The following is a 19,220-nucleotide window of genomic DNA, read 5'->3' as shown; positions in this document are numbered from 1 at the left end:
CGACAGATGGACCTCAGCCAATTCACCCAAGCCTTCTTCGTCGAAGCCATCGAACTGCTCGCGGAGATGGAGCAGCTCCTGCTGGAACTCGACGTCGACGCGCCCGACAGCGAACAGCTCAACGCCATATTCCGCGCGGCGCATTCCATCAAGGGCGGCGCCGCGACTTTCGGCTTCACCGCCCTGACCAACACCACGCATGTTCTCGAGTCGCTGTTGGACCGCGCCCGCCACGGGCAGCTGCGCCTGACCGGCCGGATGATCGATGCATTCCTGGAAACGAAGGACGCCTTGCAAGAACAACTCACTGCCTACCAGGCCGGCAAGGAGCCGGACGCGGACATGGTCGCCCACATCTGTGGCGTGCTCCAGCAACTCGCGCTCGAAAGCGGCGACGGCAGCGCGGCCGTGCAGGCGGCAGCGCCTGCACCGGCCCCGGCCCCCGTTCCTGCACCCGCGCCGGCGGCCGCTCCCGAGCCCGCTGCCGCTGATGCCGGCGGCGGCGAAGGCGGTGCCTTGCGCATCCGCTTCGCGCGCCTGTCCGACAGCGAATGCGACCTGCTCGCCGGCGAGCTCGCCAACCTCGGCAAGGTGCTGTCGCGCACGCGCAGCAACGACCAGCTGACCGTGCTGCTCGAGACGACCTGCTCGCCGGACGACATCGTCGCGGTGTGCTGCTTCGTCATCGACGAGTCGCAGATCGACATCACGCGCGAAGCCGTCGCGCAAGCCGCCGCGGCAGTGGAAGCGCCCGCGCCAGCACCCGTGGCGGCGCCGGTGGAAGCCGCAAAACCGCAGGCCGCACAGGTCGCACAGGCTGCGCCGGCCGCGGTGCCCGCCGCCTCGCCGGCGGCGTCGCCGGCAGGTGCGAAGGAGTCCAGCTCCATCCGCGTCGACGTGGAGAAGGTCGACCAGCTCATCAACCTCGTGGGCGAGCTCGTCATCACGCAGTCGATGCTCACGCAGGCCGCGACCATGCTCGACCCGGTGGCCTACGAGCGCTTCCTCAGCGGCCTGGGCCACCTGGAGCGCAACGCGCGCGACCTGCAGGAATCGGTCATGTCCATCCGCATGATGCCGATGGACTACGTGTTCAGCCGCTTCCCGCGCGTCATTCGCGACGTGAGCGCCAAGCTGGGCAAGCAGGTGCGCCTGGACACCTACGGCAAGGAAACCGAACTCGACAAGGGCCTGATCGAGCGCATCGTCGATCCGCTCACGCACCTGGTGCGCAACAGCCTCGACCACGGCATCGAGACGCCCGACGTGCGCCTGGCCAAGGGCAAGGACGCCACCGGCCAGCTGCTGCTGTCGGCGCAGCACCACGGCGGCAACATCGTGATCGAGGTGAGCGACGACGGCGCGGGCCTCAACCGCGAGCGCATCCTGGCCAAGGCCATGCAGCAGGGCCTGCCGGTGAGCGAATCGATGCCCGACGAGGAGGTGTGGCAGCTGATCTTCGCGCCGGGCTTCTCCACGGCCGAGCAGGTCACCGACATCTCGGGCCGCGGCGTGGGCATGGACGTGGTCAAGCGCAACATCCAGGAGATGGGCGGCCACGTGGAGATCCACTCGCGCGGCGGGCAGGGCACCACCACCCGCATCGTGCTGCCGCTGACGCTGGCCATCCTCAACGGCATGTCGGTGAAGGTGGGCAGCGAGGCCTACATCCTGCCGCTGAGCTACGTCATAGAGTCGCTGCAGCCGCTGCCCGAGCACCTGCATTCCATCACCGCCGACGGCCACGTGATCCGCGTGCGCGGCGAATACCTGCCGCTCATCGAGCTGCACCGCGTGTTCGACGTGGCGGGTGCGCAGACGCATCCCACGCAGGGCATCCTGGTGATCGTGCAGGCCGACGACAGCCGCTTCGCGCTGCTGGTGGACGAGCTGCTCGGCCAGCACCAGGTGGTGGTGAAGAACCTGGAGACCAACTACCGCAAGGTGCCCGGCATCTCCGCCGCGACCATCCTCGGCGACGGCAGCGTCGCATTCATCATCGACGTGGGCGCCATGCCGCGGATCCAGCGCGCGCAGGCCGCGAGCACGGCCGCGCTCGCGGGCGCCGCCCGGAGGACCGACTCCATTGCGATCTGACGACACACGACCGGGTGGAGACAGCTGAATGCGCTTCGATTTCTTCCGCCGCACCTCCGAAGACGCGGCCTCCGGCGCCGGCTCGCCCGCGCAGGCAGAGGCAGGCTCCGGCGGCCACGTGACCTACGCCATGCTGCTCGACGCGCAGCGGCGCGTCATCGGCTATCGCATGGGGTGGCGCGCCACGGGCGGCCCGGAGGCTTCCGGCGCCGCGGGCGTGAAGGCGCTCATGGACACGCTGGCCATGCATCTCAACCCGGGCGGCGATGGCTGGCTGCTGGGCTCGCAGCTGCTGTTCGTCGACGTCACGGTCGATGCGCTTTTCCAGAGCGAGCTGCAGTCGCTGCCGCCGCAGCAGGTGGTGCTGTGCATGGGCGCGGAAGAGATGCTCGACGCCGACCTGCGCTCCATCGTGCTGTTCCTGCGCGAGCAGGGCTTCGGCTTCATGCTGTGCGGTGCCTCCGCCCTGCCCGAAGACCCGGAGCTGCGCTCCATCGTCACCCACTTCGAGGTGGGCGCGCACGACGTCAACACCGTGATGCGGCTGCGGCAGGACGCCCAGCTCGGCCATCCGCCGGTGGAGCCCGTCGTCTCGCGCGTGGATGACTGGGCCGGCTTCGACGCCTGCGCCGGCCGCCGCGTGAGCGTGTTCGTCGACGGTGCCTTCCGCAATCCGCCGGTGCTCGAGACCGAGGACGCGCTGCAGCCCGAATCGCTGCTGATCGTGCAGCTGATGCAGATGCTCCAGCGCAACGAAGACCTGCGCGTCATCGAGGCCGCGCTCAAACACGACGCCGCGCTCACCTACCGCCTGCTGCGCTACATCAACTCGCCCGCGGTGGGCATGGCGGTGGAGATCCATTCGCTGCGCCATGCCGTGGCCATGCTCGGCTATTCGCCGCTGTACCGCTGGCTCTCGCTGCTGCTGGCCACCAGCAACAAGGCAGGGTCGCCCTACATGATGAAGAAGGCCATCCTGCGCGGGCGCTTCGTCGAGCTGATCGGGCAGGGCATGCTGCCGGCCGGGGAGGCCGACAACCTGTTCGTGGCCGGCATGTTCTCGCTGCTCGACCAGCTGCTCGGCGTTTCCATGGAGGGCGTGCTGCGCAAGGTGCAGCTCACCGAGGCGGTGCAGCAGGCCATTCTTTCGCGCGGTGGCCTGTACGGCCCCTTCGTGGCGCTGGCCGAGAGCTGCGAGTGCGACGACGGGCAGGCCGCGCGCCTGTCGGAGGCGCTGTTCCTGAGCCCGGAGCAGGTCAACGCGGCGCAGCTGGCGGCGCTGGTGTGGGCGCAGGACGCGAGTCCGGCCGCGGGTGGACCATGACGCGAAGGAGGCCTGAAGTGCGGGGCATTCGCGCGTCTGATCGGTCCATTGGAAACGGTGGGCGCTATGTACATTGAAAGCCAAGCTTCCAGGCTGGCCGTGACGACCGAGTTCCATTTCACCGACAACGACTTCTCGCGCATACGGACACTGATCCACCGCCGCGCGGGCATCGCCCTGGGCGAGCAGAAGCGGCAGATGGTGTACAGCCGGCTCTCGCGGCGGCTGCGGGAGCTGCAGCTGCCCGACTTCGCCTCGTACCTCGACTGGCTCGAGCAGCGCCAGGATGGCGACGAGTGGCAGCTGTTCATCAACTCGCTGACCACCAACCTCACGTCGTTCTTCCGCGAAGCGCACCACTTCCCGACGCTGGCCGACCACGTGCGCAAGGCGAAGCAGCCGGTCACCGTGTGGTGTGCGGCGGCATCGACGGGCGAGGAGCCCTATTCGATCGCCATCACGCTGATGGAGGCCCTGGGCGACAAGGCCGCCGCCTCGCGCGTGATCGCCACCGACATCGACACCGCCGTGCTCGCCAAGGCCGCCACCGGCGTGTTCACCGCCGAGCAGGTGCGCCGGCTCGCGCCCGAGCGGCTGCGGCGCTTCTTCAACAAGGGCACCGGCGCGAACGCGGGCAAGGTGCGCGTGCGCCCCGAGGTCGCGGCGCTGGTGAAGTTCTCGCGGCTCAACCTGCTCGACAGCACCTGGCCGGTGAAGGAGCCGGTGGACGCGATCTTCTGCCGCAACGTGATGATCTATTTCGACAAGCCGACGCAGAAGAAGGTGCTCGACCGCTTCGCGCCGCTTCTCAAGCCCGACGGCCTGCTGTTCGCGGGGCATTCGGAGAACGCGTCGCTCGTCAACCAGGCTTTCCGCCCGCTGGGGCAGACCGTGTACGAGCTGGCGCGGACACGCGCCGCGGGTGCTTCCTCATGAACGCGGCCTCCAGCGCGGCCGCACCGGGCTCGGTGGCCAGCCATCACTACTTCGACCGCGACGTCGGCATGATGGCCGTGAAGCTGCTGCCATCCGAGTACTACGTGACTTCGAGCAACACCGCACTCAGCACGGTGCTGGGCTCCTGCGTGGCCGCATGCCTGCACGACCGCGAGGCCGGCGTGGCCGGCATGAACCACTTCATGCTGCCCGACGAGGGCGAACAGGGCGCCGGAGCCGGCACGCGCGACGCCGTCGAATCGATGCGCTATGGCGCCTACGCCATGGACGTGCTCATCCGCGAGCTGGTGCGCGCGGGCGCGCGCCGTGACCGGATCAAGGCCAAGGTGTTCGGCGGCGGCGCGGTGCTGGCCAACATGACCACGCTGAACATCGGCGACCGCAATGCCGACTTCGTGCTGCGCTACCTGAACAACGAGCGCATCGAGGTCGCCGCGCAGGACTTGCGCGGGCCGCACGCGCGCCGCGTGTGCTTCGTGCCGGCGACGGGCAAGGCCATCGTGCGCAAGCTGCGTGCGCAGACAGAAGTGCGGCAGGTGCAGCGCGAGGAGGGCGAGCTGCTGCGCAGGCTGTCAGGCCTGCGTGCGGCGCCCGCGGCCGACAACAAAGGAATCCAGTGAGCGTCAAGAAAATCAAGGTGCTGTGCGTCGACGACTCGGCGCTCATCCGCAGCGTGATGACGGAGATCATCAACAGCCAGCCCGACATGACGGTGGTGGGCACGGCGGCCGACCCGCTGGTGGCGCGCGACCTCATCAAGGTGACCAACCCCGACGTGCTCACGCTCGACGTGGAAATGCCGCGCATGGACGGGCTGGAGTTCCTCGAGAAGCTCATGCGGCTGCGGCCCATGCCGGTGGTCATGGTGTCGTCGCTGACCGAGCGCGGCTCGGAGATCGCGCTGCGCGCGCTCGAGCTGGGCGCCATCGACTTCGTGACCAAGCCGCGCCTGGGCGTGCGCGACGGGCTGCTCAACTACACCGAGCTGATCGCCGGCAAGATCCGCACGGCCGCCAGCGCGCGCCTGCTGCCCGCGCGGCCCGCCGCGGCCGCGCGCCCCGGCGGCGACGCGCCGCAGGAATCGCTGCTGCGCAGCCCGCTGCTGAGTACCGAGAAGCTCATCATCATCGGCGCCTCCACCGGCGGCACCGAGGCCATCCGCGAAGTGCTGCAGCCGCTGCCGCCCGATTCGCCCGCGGTGATGATCGCGCAGCACATGCCCGCGGGCTTCACGCGCTCGTTCGCACAGCGCCTGGACGGCCTGTGCCGCATCAACGTGAAGGAGGCCGAGCACGGCGAGCGCGTGCTGCCGGGCTATGCCTACATCGCGCCCGGCGGCTTCCACCTGTCGCTCGCGCGCAGCGGCGCGAACTACGTGGCGAACCTCGACCAGGAGCCGCCGGTGAACCGCCACCGGCCGTCCATCGACGTGCTGTTCGATTCGGCCGCCAAGCACGCGGGCAAGAACGCCATCGGGATCATCCTGACCGGCATGGGCAAGGACGGCGCCGAGGGCCTGCTGCGCATGCGGCGCGCCGGCGCGCACACGCTGGCGCAGGACGAGGCGAGCTGCGTGGTCTTCGGCATGCCGCGCGAGGCCATCGCGCTGGGTGCGGTGGACGACGTGTCGCCCCTGGGCGAAGTGAGCCGCCGCGTGCTCGCACACCTTCGCACGTTCGGCGAACGCGCGAACCGAGTTTGAGAGAAACAGAAAACGACTTGTTGGAGCTGGAAATATCGTGATGGACAAGAGCATCAAAATCCTGGTTGTGGACGACTTCCCGACCATGCGCCGCATCGTGCGCAACCTGCTGAAGGAACTCGAGTTCCACAACGTCGACGAGGCCGAGGACGGCGCCGCCGGCATCGAGAAGCTGCGCGGCGGCAACTTCGGCTTCGTGGTGTCGGACTGGAACATGCCCAACATGGACGGCCTGACCATGCTGCAGACCATCCGCGCCGACCCCGAGCTCAAGAAGCTGCCGGTGCTGATGGTCACGGCCGAGGCGAAGAAGGAGAACATCGTTGCCGCGGCACAGGCCGGCGCCAACGGCTACGTGGTGAAGCCCTTCACCGCCGCGACGCTTGAAGAAAAGATCACCAAGATCTTCGAGAAGCTGGCCAAGGAGGCTGCGTGAAATGAAGAACACCCCCAGTCTTCGCGCACTTCGTGTCGCTTCGCCAACCCCCTTGCAGGGGGCAACACCTGCGGCCCGGCAAAGCCGGTTCCGCGGTGTTTCGCGAAGGAGCCGTAGTTCTTCTCTTGTCTGCTGCTATTCCTCGGCCCGCGGTGGAGTGTTGTCATGAGCCAAAACACATCTGCAACCGCGGAACCCGCCAACACCACCGAGGAACTGCTGGGCCGCATCGGCCAGCTCACGCGCCAGCTGCGCGACGGCCTGCGCGAGCTGGGCCTCGACAAGCAGGTGGCCAGGGCCGCGCAGGCCATTCCGGATGCACGCGACCGCCTGAGCTACGTGGCCGAGACCACCGAACGCGCGGCGCACCGCGCGCTCAACGCCATCGACGTGGCGCAGCCGCTGCAGGAAGCGCTGGCCACCGATGCCAAGGGCCTGAGCAAGCGCTGGGACGAATGGTTCAAGAACCCCATCGAGCTCGACCATGCGCGCGAGCTGGTGCTCGACACGCGCGGCTACCTCGACGGCGTGCCCGAGCGCGCGAGCGCGATCAACACGCAGCTCATGGAGATCCTGATGGCACAGGACTTCCAGGACCTGACGGGCCAGGTCATCAAGAAGATGATGGAAGTGGTCAACGACGTCGAGACGCAGCTGCTGCAGGTGCTGATCGACAACTCGGCGCCCGAGAAGCGCCACGAGGCCGTGCAGAGCCTGCAGAACGGCCCGCAGATCAAGCCCGGCAACCCCGATGCCGTGACCGACCAGGCGCAGGTCGACGACCTGCTGGAGAGCCTCGGCTTCTGATTCCGGAGGTCGCTTCTATTGTCCGAACTGCAGGGGTATCAGGCCCCTGATCGGCAGATTGTTCCGAGGGGCCGAATCCAATAATTTGGCCATGGGCAAGGCGCATTGCGCCAGTGCCGGTTCGGAGCATGAATGGCTGAGGAAAGCGATCTCGAGAAAACGGAACCCGCCTCCGAGCGGCGCCTGGAAAAGGCGCGCGAGGAAGGCAACGTAGCCCGTTCGCGCGAGCTCACCACCTTCGTCATGCTGGGCACGGCATGCACCGGCCTGTGGTTCACGGCGCAGTCCCTGGGCACGAGCATGAGCGGCGCGCTGCGCCGCGGCCTCCAGTTCGACCGCGCGAGCGCCTTCGATCCCTCCCACATGCTGGCCCAGACCGGGCTGATGTCGCTGCAGGCGATGACGGCCGTCGGTCCGCTGTTCGCGATGATGGTCGTCGCGGCGGTGCTCGCGCCGATGCTGCTCGGCGGCTGGCTGTTCTCCACCAAGTCGGCCGCACCGAATTTCGGCAAGCTCAATCCGCTGGCCGGCATCGGCCGCATGTTCTCCGCGCAGGCGCTGGCGGAACTGGTGAAGGCGCTGGCCAAGTCGGCGCTCATCGGCGGCGTGGCGTGGTGGGTGGTGTCGCGCGACATCGAGGCGCTGATGGCGCTGATGGCCCAGCCCGCGCAATACGCGCTGCCGCACGCGATGGTGCTGGTGGCCAAGCATTGCGCGCTGATCGCCGCCACGCTCTTCCTGGTGGCGCTGATCGACGTGCCCTTCCAGCTCTGGAGCTACTACCGCAAGCTGCGCATGTCGCGCGAGGACGTGCGCCAGGAGCACAAGGAGAGCGAGGGCGACCCGCACATCAAGGCCGCGATCCGCCGCCAGCAGCAGCAGATGGCGCGCCGCCGGATGATGTCCGAGGTGCCCAAGGCCGACATCGTGCTGACCAACCCCACGCACTTCGCCGTTGCGCTCAAGTACCAGGAAGGCGGCATGCGCGCGCCGCGCGTGGTGGCCAAGGGCACCGAGCTCGTGGCCGCGCGCATCCGCGAGCTGGCGAAAGAGAACAAGGTGGCGATCCTCGAGGCGCCGCCGCTTGCGCGCTCCCTCTACAGGCACACGAAGCTGGGCGACGAGATTCCCGCCGGCCTCTACACCGCCGTGGCCGAGGTGCTGGCCTGGGTCTACCAGCTTCGGCGCTGGAAGGCCGAAGGCGGCGAAGCGCCGCGCACGCCCACCGATCTTCCGGTTCCCGCAGACCTTCAATACAACGCCGCCGAAGCGGCAGAGCAAGCCGCATGAACGCGATGACAAACCTGATGCGCCTGCCCGCGCGCTTCTTCCCGGGCTCGCAGCTCAAGGGGCTGGCCGGGCCGGTCCTCATCATCCTCATCCTGAGCATGATGGTGCTGCCGCTGCCGCCGTTCCTGCTCGACCTGCTGTTCACCTTCAACATCGCGATGTCGGTGATGGTGCTGCTGGTGAGCATGTACACGATGAAGGCGCTGGACTTCGCTGCCTTCCCGGCCGTGCTGCTGTTCTCCACGCTGCTGCGCCTGTCGCTGAACGTGGCCTCCACGCGCGTGGTGCTGATGAACGGCCACACCGGTCCCGACGCGGCGGGCAAGGTGATCGAGGCCTTCGGGCACTTCCTGGTGGGCGGCAACTTCGCCGTGGGCGTGATGGTGTTCATCATCCTGGTGCTCATCAACTTCATGGTGATCACCAAGGGCGCGGGCCGCATCGCCGAGGTGGGCGCGCGCTTCATGCTCGACGCGATGCCGGGCAAGCAGATGGCCATCGACGCCGACCTCAACGCCGGCCTGATCGGCGAGGACGTGGCCCGCAAGCGCCGCACCGAGGTGGCGCAGGAAGCCGACTTCTACGGCTCGATGGACGGCGCCAGCAAGTTTGTGCGCGGCGACGCCATTGCGGGCCTGCTCATCATGGTGATCAACATCATCGGCGGGCTGGTGGTGGGCATGGTGCAGCACGGGCTGGACTTTTCTACCGCGGGCAAGACCTACACGCTGCTGGCCATCGGCGACGGCCTGGTGGCGCAGATCCCGGCGCTGGTGATCTCCACCGCCGCCGGCGTGATCGTCTCGCGCGTGACCACCGACGAGGACGTCGGCAGCCAGCTCACGGGCCAGCTCTTCTCCAACCCGCAGGTGCTGTTTCTCACGGCCGGCATCGTCGGCCTGCTGGGCATGATCCCCGGCATGCCGAACCTGGCCTTCCTGCTGATCGCGGGCGGCCTGGTGTGGCTGGGCCGCGGGCTGCTGCAGCGCAAGCCGAAGCAGCAGGCCGCGCAGGAAGCTGCAGCCGCTCAGGCCGCGAACATCGCCGCGTCTTCCGCCGAGACGGCCGAGGCCACGTGGGACGACGTAGCCATGGTCGATCCGCTGGGCATGCAGGTCGGCTACCGGCTCATTCCGCTGGTGGACCAGTCGCAGCAGGGCGAACTGCTGGGCCGCATCAAGAGCATCCGCAAGAAGATCGCGCAGGAGGTCGGCTTCCTGGTGCCGGTGGTGCACATCCGCGACAACCTGGAGATCAAGCCCAACACCTACGTCATCACCCTGAAGGACGTGGAGATCGGGCGCGGCGAAGCCTTCCCCAACCAGTGGATGGCCATCAACCCCGGCCAGGTGACGGGCTCGCTGCCCGGCACGCCCACGCGCGACCCGGCCTTCGGCCTCGCAGCGACCTGGATCGACGCGAGCCTGCGCCAGCAGGCGCAGGTGTACGGCTACACGGTGGTCGATGCCTGCACGGTGATGGCCACGCACCTGAACCACCTGATACAGACGCATGCCGCCGAGCTGCTGGGCCGCCAGGAAGTGCAGCAGCTGCTCGACCAGATCGCCAAGACCGCGCCCAAGCTAACGGAAGACCTGGTGCCCAAGGTGCTGTCGCTCAGCACGCTGCACAAGGTGCTGCAGAACCTGCTCGACGAGGAAGTGCCGATCCGCGACATGCGCACCATCCTCGACGTGATGGCCGAGTACGCGCCGACCGTCAAGGACCCGACCGAGCTCACCACGCTCACGCGCCTGGCGCTGGGCCGCGCGATCACGCAGCAGCTGTTCCCGGGCGACACGGAGATGCAGGTCATCGGCCTGGACGGCTCGCTCGACGGCGTGCTGCAGCAGGCCCTGGGCAACAGCAGCGGCATCGAGCCCGGCATCGCCGACAACCTGCTGCGCCAGGCACAGGCCGCCATCACCCGCCAGGAGCAGATGGGCCTCGCGCCCGTGCTGGTCGTGCAGCACTCGCTGCGGGTGCTGCTGTCGCGCTTCCTGCGGCGCAGCCTGCCGCAGCTCAAGGTGCTGTCGCACGCAGAGATTCCTGATTCCCGAACCATCAAGGTCACCACCGCCATCGGAGGACGAGGTTGAATTCCCCCCAACAGACAGACGTGCGCACCACCGCGCGCAAATTCGTAGCGGCCACCAGCCGCGAAGCCCTGCGACTGGTGAGGGAGGCGCTGGGCGCCGACGCCATCGTGCTCACGCATCGCGCGACCGCCGAGGGCGTGGAGATCGTCGCCATGGTCGAGGGCGAAGTGCAGGGCGTGCTGCAGGGCAGCGCGGCTGCGAAGCCCGTGGCAGCCGCTGCGCCTTCGATGCCCGTTGCGGCGCCGGCTGCCCGCGTGGCGCCCGCTCCCTTGCCGACGGTTCCAGTTCCTGTGGCGGCCCCGGCGCCGGTCGCCTCGATGCCGGCGCCGCTGCCTGCACAGGCACCCGTGCAGGTCCATGCTCCCGCCGCCGCGCCGGCCGACACCGTGCTCGAAGAGCTGCACTCCATGCGCGGCATGATCGAGGAGCAGCTCGCCAGCGTGGTGTGGAACGACAGGCAGCGTCGCGACCCGGTGCGCGGCCGCCTGCTGCGCACGCTGCTGGGCGCTGGCTTCAGCGCACGGCTTTCCAAGGCCATGCTCGAGAAGCTGCCCACCGGCCGCACCTACGCCGAGGGCATGGCCTACGTGCGCTCGGAGCTGATCCGCGCCGTGCCCGTGCATGAGGACGAGGACGCGCTGTTCGCCGCGGGCGGCGTCTATGCGCTGATGGGCCCGACCGGCGTGGGCAAGACCACCACCACCGCCAAGCTGGCCGCGCGCTGCGTGATGCGCTTCGGTGCCGACAAGCTCGCGCTGGTGACCACCGACAGCTACCGCATCGGCGCCTACGAGCAGCTGCGCATCTACGGCCAGATCCTCAACGTGCCGGTGTACGCGGTGAAGGACGCCGCCGACCTGCACCTGGTGCTGCAGGACCTGCGCGAGAAGCACATGGTGCTGATCGACACCGTCGGCATGAGCCAGCGCGACCGTGCCGTGCCCGAGCAGATCGCCATGCTGGGCCAGAGCCCGCGGCCGGTGAAGCGGCTTCTGCTGCTCAACGCCACCAGCCACGGCGACACGCTCAACGAGGTGGTGCACGCCTACCGCCACGGCAACGAACTGGCCGGCTGCATCTTCACCAAGGTGGACGAGGCCACGCACCCGGGCGCGCTGATCGACACCGTGATCCGCCACCGCCTGCCGGTGCACTACATCTCCAGCGGCCAGAAAGTGCCCGAGAACCTGATGCAGGCCGACCGCGCGCAGCTGGTGGACAGCGTGTTCCAGCCGCGCCAGCACAGCCCGCTGTTCGTGCCCGCCGAGGGCGACCTGCAGGAAGACGCCGCTTCTGGCGCCGCTTCGCAGCAGGCGGTGCAGAAGGCGCAGGGCGAGACCGACCTGCTGCGCCTGAAGTACCAGAACCTGATCCGCGCCATGGCGCACGACGCGCAGGAGCTCGCCACCACCGCGAGCGCGCTGGCCGGCGCGCAGATCGGCTTCGAGCGCGCGCGTTCGCTGTGGCGCCAGGCCACCGACGAGCAGGCGGGCCAGAAGGCCGTGCTGCAGGACCTGCTGGTGCACGCGCGCGGCGAAGTGGCCGCCGCCTGCGAAACCCATGTGCTCGCGCTGTGCGGGCAGGTCGGGCTTCGGTCGAACGAGGGCGGGGACGCCTACGAATGCCACGGCAGCCTGCTGCTGTCGGACCGCACGGGCCTGCCGCTGGCGGCGCCCAACCAGTGGCTCTCGACGGCGGCCACGCGCGGCGCCAAGGACGCCGCACGCAAGCCTGGCGCACGCCAGGTGCCCTGGCTGCGCCAGCAGGACTTCGGCCATCGCCCGATGGTCCATCTGCTGACGCGGCTGCCCGGCATCGAGGCCATGGTGCACTGGCAGGCTGCGGGCCAGCGCTGGCTGGCGCGCGCGCCGGGCTCCACCGCAGTGATTGACATGCGCACCGGCGCGCCCGACACGCTGGCGCGCATGGACTTCGATTTCGGCGAAGCGCGTCCCGTGCGCTTCCGCGGCAAGGCGGCGCTGCTCGCCGAGTCGCAGGCCGACGTGGTGCTGCGCTTCAACGCAGCGGCCATGGCCGCGGGCATCGCCCGCGACGAGATGCCCGCGCTGCGCTGCGTTGCCACGCGCGTGGTGGATGCGCGCACCGGCAACGTGCTGGCGCAGGTGCACGCGCTTTCGAACATCGGCCCCGAGGTTTCCGCGCGCCAGCTCGCGCAGTGGCTGGGCTGGGCGGTGGACGCCGAGCCCTGCTTCCGCCTGCTGCGCGACGGCGTGCAGCTCGTGGGCGGCATCGGCGAGCTGGGCGATCCGGACATCATGAAGCGGCTTCTGATCGCCGGCCAGATGAGCACCACCGTGTGGCGGCTGCTGCAGGCCGAGGGCGAATGGGCCGACCGTGCGCGCGCGCTGCTGGGCCAGCTGATGGGCCGTCCGGCGCGCAATGGCCGCGCCATGAGCGGCAGCGCGCTGTATGCGGGCGTGGGCAAGCTCTTCCTGCTGCTCGATGCGCTGGGCACCGAATCGACGGCGCCCGTGCAGGCGCCGCGCGAGTCGGCGCAGCCGCAGAAGCTGGAGAAGCAGGATTGAGGGTGGCGCAATGAACAAGCTGGTTGCGGATCAGGCGGACGGCCTGCGACGCCTGCTCGCGCCGACGCAGGCGCGCGTGGTCGCGGTGGCCGGCATGGGGCAGGCCGCGGGCGGCACCACCATCGCGATGAACCTCGCGGTGGCGCTGGCGGGACAGGGCCGCAACGTGCTGCTGCTCGACGAACACTGTCCGGCCGAAGGCTCGGCATGCGAGGTCTGGGACATCGATCCGCTCGGCAGCCTGGCCGACGTGGCCGGCGGGCGCCTGACGCTCGACGGCGCCGAGGCGCGCGCGGCCTGCGGCGTGCACGTGCTGCCGGCGCCGCCCGGCGCGATGCGCGGCGCCGGCGGCGATCCGCGCAGGTTCTGGTACGACGGCTTCGTCATCGTCGATGCGGCCTTCGACCGCGAGGGCAGGCTGTCGGCGCTCGCGCAGGGCGCGGACGACCTGCTGGCGGTGCTGCAGCCGCACCCCGCGTCGGTCACCTCGGCCTATGCGGGCATCAAGCACCTGCAGCGCGCGCACGGCATGAGCCAGATGCGCTTCCTGGTCAACGGCGTGGTCGACGCGCAGGCCGCGCGCCAGATCATGAACAACCTCGCCCACGCCGGCAGCCGCTATCTCGCGCTGTCGCTGCAGCCCGCCGGCTGGGTGCGCTTCGATCCGCTGGTCGCCGATGCCTGGCGGCTGAAGAAGACCATCGCCGAGGCCTTTCCCGCGAGCCATGCGGCCGTCGACCTGCGGCGCATTGCCGGCGAGATGGACGGCTGGCCATGGCGCGCGGCAGAGCTTCAGCAGGCCGCGGCCTGAGCCCGGGGAAGGACGGACCGACGTGTACACCGCACAGGGAACCATCGATAAATCTCACCTGCTGGCGCAGCACCAGCCGCTGGTGCGCCGCATCGCGCTGCAGATGATGGCCAAGCTGCCCGCCAGCGTGGAGCTGGACGACCTGATCCAGGCCGGCATGCTCGGCCTGCTGGACGCCTCCAGCCGCTACCAGGACAACCGGGGCGCGCAGTTCGAGACCTTCGTGAGCCAGCGCATCCGCGGCGCCATGCTCGACGAGCTGCGCGCCGCCGACTGGGGCTCGCGCGGCCTGCGCCAGTCGGCGCGCGGCATCGAGAAGGCGATCCAGGCGCTGGGCCACAAGCTCGGGCGTTCTCCCACCGAAGGGGAGATCGCCAAGGAGCTGAAGATGGACATCGACGCGTATCAGTCGCTGCTGCAGGAGATCCAGGGCTGCCAGCTGCTGTACGTGGAAGACTTCTCCAAGGACGACGCGGACAACGCCTTCCTCGACAGCCATTCGCAGGACGCGCGCAAGGACCGCCGCAGCAGCGACGACCCGCTGGAGCAGCTGCTGGAAAGCGGCTTCCGCCACCAGCTGGTGGACGCCATCTCGGCGCTGCCCGAACGCGACCAGCTGCTGCTGAACCTCTACTACGAGGAAGAGCTGAACCTGCGCGAGATCGGCGCCATCCTCGAGGTCAGCCAGTCGCGCGTGTGCCAGCTGCACAGCCAGGCGATCACCAGGCTGCGCGCCAAGCTCAAGGACGTGCTCTAGGGCCTGTTCACACTATTTCCGGGGTCGCGAAGGGCAGCAAGGGCGGGCCAATCAAGGCGCGTGACGACGCGTGTGCATGCGCACACGCTAGGAGCGCAACGCCGAGTGGCCCGCCCTTGCTGCCCTTCCCGTAGGGTTGGCGCTCCAAGGGGCCGTCTGCGGCGTTGCCCGCGCTTGCAAGGCTTCAGCCTTGCTGCGCACGGGCGCCTTGCAGCCAGCCCCTTGGAGCACCAACGCGACCCCGGAAATAGTGTGAACAGGCCCTAGCGGCCCTCAGGGGGCGCCCGATTGGGCCTTGTCCGGCAGCGATGCGCGCCCTGCGCTGGCGCGCCGCGCCCGCGCGGGCGGCAAAGCTCGGGCTCTTGCCAAAGACCTCCAAGCAACCTTCCGTCAAGCTGCACGGCGACCGCCCCATCGGCGACTACGCGCTCATCGGCTCGACCCACAGCGCGGCGCTGGTGCATCGCGGCGGCGACATCGAGTGGCTGTGCCTGCCGCGCTTCGATTCCGCGGCGATGTTCGCCAGCCTGCTCGGAGACGAGCGCAACGGCCACTGGTCGATGCGCGCGACCGACCCCAAGGCGCGCGTCACGCGGCGCTACCTGCCGGGCACGGTGGTGCTGGAGACGACCATCCGCGTGCCCGGCGGAACCGCCGTCGTCACCGATTTCATGCCCCGTCCCGCCCTCGACGGCACGCACGAGGTGGTGCGCATCGTGCGGGGCGTGCGCGGCACGGTGGCCATGCACACCGAGTTCCGCATCCGCTTCAACTACGGCGAGTGGTGCCCGTGGATGGACCGGCGCGACGGCGCGGTGTTCGCCACCGCCGGGCCCGACTCCGTGCGCATCAGCTCCGGCGTGCCGCTGACCAACGAGAACTTCGCGAGCTTCGCCGACTTCACCGTGTCGGCGGGCCAGTCCATCGCCTTCAGCCTCGACTGGTTTCCCTCGCACCTGAAGCCGCCGGTGACGCGCGACGCCAATTCGCTGCTGGCGCGCACCGTCGCCGAATGGAGCGCATGGACCGAACGCTGCGGCTACCACGGCGAGTTCCGCGAGCCCGTGATGCGCTCGCTGCTCACGCTCAAGGCGCTCACCTACGAACCCACCGGCGGCATCGTCGCCGCGCCCAGCGCCTCGCTGCCCGAGCTGCCCGGCGGCGAGCGCAACTGGGACTACCGCTTCTGCTGGCTGCGCGACGCGGCGCTCACGCTCTATGCGCTGATCGGCTCGGGTTACGTGGAGGAGGCCAGCGCATGGCGCTGGTGGCTGATGCGCGCGGTCGGCGGCTCGCCCGAGGAACTGCAGGTGATGTACGGCCTGCATGGCGAACGCTCGCTGACCGAGCTCGAGCTCGGCTGGCTCGCAGGCTACGAAGGCAGCCGCCCGGTGCGCATCGGCAATGGCGCGCACGGGCAGCGGCAGCTCGACGTCTACGGCTCCGTCATCGCGGCCTTCCATGCGGCGCGCAAGGCCGGGCTGGCGGACATGGAGAAGCTCTGGCCGCTGGAGCGCGCCATCGCGAAGCAGCTGATGGAGCTGTGGCGGGAGCCCGATTGCGGCCTCTGGGAAGTGCGCGGCGAGCCGCGCCACTTCGTGCACTCCAAGGTCATGTGCTGGCTGGCCTTCGACCGGGTGATCGCGAGCGCCACCGAGTTCGGCCTCGAAGGCCCGGTCGAGCGCTGGCGGGAGGTGCGCGACGAGATCCATGCCGAGATCTGCGCCCGCGGCTACGACGCCGCGTCCAATTCGTTCATGCAGTACTACGGCGCCGACACGGTGGACGCCGCGCTGCTGTGGATGCCGCTGATCGGCTTCCTGCCGATCCACGACCCGCGCGTGCAGGGCACCATCGCGCGCATCGAGAAGGAGCTGATCTTCAACGGGCTGGTGTACCGCTACCGCACCGAGAAGGGCGTGGACGGCCTCGGCGGCGGGGAGGGCGCGTTCCTCGCGTGCAGCTTCTGGCTGGCGAACGTGTATGTCGCCATGGGCAGGCTGCGCAAGGCGCGGGCGCTGTTCAAGCGGCTGCTGGCGCTGGCCAACGACCTGGGGCTCTACGCCGAGGAATACGACCCGGTGGCGCGCCGGCAGCTGGGCAATTTTCCGCAGGCCTTCTCGCACATCGGGCTGATCAACAGCGCGCACGCGCTGGTGTCGGCGGCCGGCGGGATCTGGGAGCTGGCGGACCTCGACGGCAAGGCGTCGGTGCGGAAGCAGAAGGAGAAAAGGAAGAAAGAAGAGGCGCCGAAGGCGCCCGTCAGGAAGCGTTCGCGAGCGCGAACTCCTCGGCGCTGAAGACGGTGTGGAAGACCGTGCCGTCGAACATCTCGAAGAGCTTCTTCGAGACCTCGCGGCTTTCGTGGCGCACCGGCGATTCGAGCGCGCGGGCGATGTCCTCGCGGCTCGCGTAGCGGATCGACAGCACCATCGCCAGCTCGGGGTCGCTCACGTCGCTTTCGAGCTGGCGCAGCACGCGCACCTCGAGCGCTCCGGGAAAGCGGGTCCACAGCGGCACCAGCCTGTCGTGCACGTGGCGGTCGAAGGCTTCTTCCATGCCGGCCTTGACCCGGCCCCTGAAGAATGCGCAGCGGATGAACATGGGTTCTCTCTTTCCTGTGTCGTGTTCGCGTGATGAGGAGGCGAGAGCGGTTCAGCCGCGCTCGTAGCCGCTGAACTGCCGCATCATCTCGGCCGTGTCCCGCGCGCCGAGTCCGGCCGCGACGAAGGCGCGATGCAGCTCCGAGACGGCGCCCACCAGCGGCAGCGGCAGGCGCTGGCCCTGCGAGAAGGCCTGCACCGCCTCGAGGTCCTTGAGCATGTTGTCGATGCGGCCGGTGGGCGTGTAGTCGCGCGCTGCCATCCTGGGGCCGAACTCGCGCAGGATCTGGCTGTCGGCGCGTCCGCCGGACAGCGCGGCGGGCAGCTTCGACGCATCGACGCCGCCGGCCTCGGCCAGCCGCACCGCTTCCGCCACGGCCTGGAAGCCGATGGCGCACAGCAGCTGGTTGACCAGCTTGGTCGTCTGGCCCGCGCCGCTCGCGCCCATGTGGGTGTAGTTGGCGCACAGGCTGTCCATTACCGCGCGTGCGCGCTGCACGTCTTCGGCGCTTCCGCCGGCCATCACCGTGAGCTTGCCCAGCAGCGCCTTGGGCGCACCGCCGGAAAGCGGCGCATCGACGAAGCCCATGCCCGTGCGCTCGCGCAGCGACTGCGCGAGCCGGCGCGTGGAAGGAGGGTCGATGGACGACATGTCGATCAGCAGTCGCTGGGGGTCCGCAGGCATGGCGGCGGCGATGCCGTCGTCGCCGAAGATGGCGCGCTCCACCACCGCGGCCGAGTTGAGGCTGGTGATGACGAAGTCGCTCGCGGCCGCCGCCTCGCGTGCCGTGGCCGCCGCCGCCGCGCCGTGCGCGACGAGCGCCGCGACCTTGGCGGCGTCGAGGTCGAACACGCTCACGCGGTGGCCGCATTCGAGCAGCCGGCGCGAAATGGCCGAGCCCATGATGCCGACGCCGATCACGGCCACGCGCGGCGTCGGGGCGGTCGTCTTCGTCATGCGAAGGCTTTCATGAATGGCCGAGGCGGGCACGCGCCACGCTGCTACAGGCTCGCGGTGATGCCGCCGTCCACATACAGGATGTGGCCGTTGACGAAGCTCGATGCGTCCGAGGCCAGGAAGATGGCAGCGCCGCCCAGCTCTTCCACGTCGCCCCATCGGCCCGCGGGCGTGCGGCCCGAGAGCCATGCGGTGAAGGCCTCGTCGGCCACCAGCGCCTGCGTGAGCTCGGTCTTGAAGTAGCCCGGGCCCAGGCCGTTGACCTGGATGCCGTGCTTGCCGAGGTCGATCGCCATGCCCTTGGTGAGCATCTTCACCGCGCCCTTGGTGGCCGCATAGGGCGCGATGCCCGGGCGGCCCAGTTCGCTCTGCACCGAGCACACGTTGATGATCTTGCCGCGCTTGCGCTCGATCATGCGCTGCGCGACGGCGCGGCCCACCAGGAACACGCTGTCGATGTTGGTGGTGGTGATCTTGTGCCAGGCATCGACCGGAAATTCGGCGAAGGGCCCGCGATGCTGCATGCCGGCGTTGTTGACGAGGATGTCTATGGGGCCGACGTCGGCCTCGATGGCGGCCACGCCGGCTTCCACCGCGGCGGCGTCGGTGACGTCGAAGGCCGCGGCTTCGGCCGCGATGCCCCGGGCGCGCAGGGCGTCGCGGGCTGCGGTGAGCGCGGCGGCATCGCGCGCATTGAGCACGACGCGGGCGCCCGCGTTGCCCAGCGCGCCAGCCAGCGCGAAGCCGATGCCCTTGCTGGAGCCGGTGACGAGGGCGGTGCGCCCGGAGAGGTCGAACAGTTTCAAGGGGAGTTCCTGGGTCCTGGGTGAGGG

The 19,220-nt window shown here is 69.4% G+C and carries 16 protein-coding genes; 13 read left to right on the top strand and 3 right to left on the bottom strand.

Going from position 1 to position 19,220, the window contains the following annotated elements; all coding sequences use genetic code 11:
* Nucleotides 1-6: 6 nt before the first annotated feature.
* From cheA to FHT32_RS01835, 13 genes are all read left to right on the top strand, one after another.
* The gene (cheA, locus tag FHT32_RS01895) at nt 7-2,097 is read left to right on the top strand and encodes a chemotaxis protein CheA (RefSeq protein WP_176662961.1); all 2,091 of its coding nucleotides are present in this window, start codon (nt 7-9) and stop codon (nt 2,095-2,097) included.
* 28 nt (nt 2,098-2,125) lie between these two features.
* A complete protein-coding gene (locus FHT32_RS01890; protein ID WP_176662960.1) occupies nt 2,126-3,421 on the top strand; it encodes an EAL and HDOD domain-containing protein in 1,296 nt (431 codons plus the stop codon).
* Nucleotides 3,422-3,487: 66 nt separating this feature from the next.
* Entirely contained in the window at nt 3,488-4,357 is an 870-nt protein-coding gene (locus FHT32_RS01885) for a CheR family methyltransferase (protein ID WP_218088049.1), read from the top strand.
* A complete protein-coding gene (gene cheD / locus FHT32_RS01880) occupies nt 4,354-4,998 on the top strand; it encodes a chemoreceptor glutamine deamidase CheD (RefSeq protein WP_176662959.1) in 645 nt (214 codons plus the stop codon). Before FHT32_RS01885 ends, cheD begins: the two co-directional genes overlap by 4 nt.
* Nucleotides 4,995-6,080: a chemotaxis response regulator protein-glutamate methylesterase gene (locus FHT32_RS01875; protein ID WP_176662958.1), complete on the top strand. Its 1,086-nt coding sequence runs from the start codon at nt 4,995-4,997 to the stop codon at nt 6,078-6,080. The genes cheD and FHT32_RS01875 overlap by 4 nt, the downstream gene beginning before the upstream one ends.
* A gap of 40 nt (nt 6,081-6,120) precedes the next feature.
* Nucleotides 6,121-6,516: a chemotaxis response regulator CheY gene (gene cheY, locus FHT32_RS01870; RefSeq protein WP_164546721.1), complete on the top strand. Its 396-nt coding sequence runs from the start codon at nt 6,121-6,123 to the stop codon at nt 6,514-6,516.
* Between the two features lie 165 nt (nt 6,517-6,681).
* Nucleotides 6,682-7,323, top strand: a complete 642-nt coding sequence (gene cheZ, locus FHT32_RS01865) for a protein phosphatase CheZ (protein WP_176662957.1) — start codon at nt 6,682-6,684, stop codon at nt 7,321-7,323.
* Between the two features lie 132 nt (nt 7,324-7,455).
* Nucleotides 7,456-8,613, top strand: coding sequence for a flagellar biosynthesis protein FlhB (gene flhB / locus FHT32_RS01860; RefSeq protein ID WP_176662956.1), 1,158 nt, complete (start codon nt 7,456-7,458; stop codon nt 8,611-8,613).
* Nucleotides 8,610-10,712: a flagellar biosynthesis protein FlhA gene (flhA, locus tag FHT32_RS01855; RefSeq protein WP_176662955.1), complete on the top strand. Its 2,103-nt coding sequence runs from the start codon at nt 8,610-8,612 to the stop codon at nt 10,710-10,712. Before flhB ends, flhA begins: the two co-directional genes overlap by 4 nt.
* Entirely contained in the window at nt 10,709-13,258 is a 2,550-nt protein-coding gene (gene flhF, locus FHT32_RS01850) for a flagellar biosynthesis protein FlhF (protein ID WP_176662954.1), read from the top strand. Before flhA ends, flhF begins: the two co-directional genes overlap by 4 nt.
* Nucleotides 13,259-13,268: 10 nt before the next feature.
* Nucleotides 13,269-14,069, top strand: a complete 801-nt coding sequence (locus FHT32_RS01845; RefSeq protein WP_176662953.1) for a flagellar biosynthesis protein FlhG — start codon at nt 13,269-13,271, stop codon at nt 14,067-14,069.
* 22 nt (nt 14,070-14,091) lie between these two features.
* Complete coding sequence (locus FHT32_RS01840) at nt 14,092-14,826, top strand: RNA polymerase sigma factor FliA (RefSeq protein ID WP_176662952.1); 735 nt, start codon at nt 14,092-14,094, stop codon at nt 14,824-14,826.
* A 362-nt stretch (nt 14,827-15,188) separates the two neighbouring features.
* Nucleotides 15,189-17,126 carry a glycoside hydrolase family 15 protein gene (locus tag FHT32_RS01835; RefSeq protein ID WP_176662951.1) on the top strand — a complete coding sequence of 646 codons (1,938 nt, stop codon included), beginning with the start codon at nt 15,189-15,191 and terminating at the stop codon, nt 17,124-17,126.
* Here the strand turns inward: FHT32_RS01835 and FHT32_RS01830 are convergent.
* The 3 genes from FHT32_RS01830 to FHT32_RS01820 are packed head-to-tail and all read right to left on the bottom strand — an operon-like array spanning nt 17,089 to nt 19,193.
* On the bottom strand, nt 17,089-17,430 hold the full coding sequence (locus FHT32_RS01830) for a hypothetical protein (RefSeq protein ID WP_176662950.1): 342 nt from the start codon (nt 17,428-17,430) through the stop codon (nt 17,089-17,091). The two genes, FHT32_RS01835 and FHT32_RS01830, sit on opposite strands and share 38 nt — an antisense overlap.
* 51 nt (nt 17,431-17,481) lie before the next feature.
* Nucleotides 17,482-18,387 (bottom strand): NAD(P)-dependent oxidoreductase, encoded by a 906-nt coding sequence (locus FHT32_RS01825; RefSeq protein ID WP_176662949.1) that lies wholly within the window; start codon nt 18,385-18,387, stop codon nt 17,482-17,484.
* A 44-nt stretch (nt 18,388-18,431) separates the two neighbouring features.
* Nucleotides 18,432-19,193: an SDR family oxidoreductase gene (locus FHT32_RS01820; RefSeq protein ID WP_176662948.1), complete on the bottom strand. Its 762-nt coding sequence runs from the start codon at nt 19,191-19,193 to the stop codon at nt 18,432-18,434.
* Nucleotides 19,194-19,220: the final 27 nt, after the last annotated feature.

Source organism: Variovorax sp. SG517, assembly GCF_013376045.1.
Classification (GTDB): domain Bacteria; phylum Pseudomonadota; class Gammaproteobacteria; order Burkholderiales; family Burkholderiaceae_C; genus Variovorax.
This window is presented reverse-complemented; position numbering and strand designations above follow the sequence as displayed.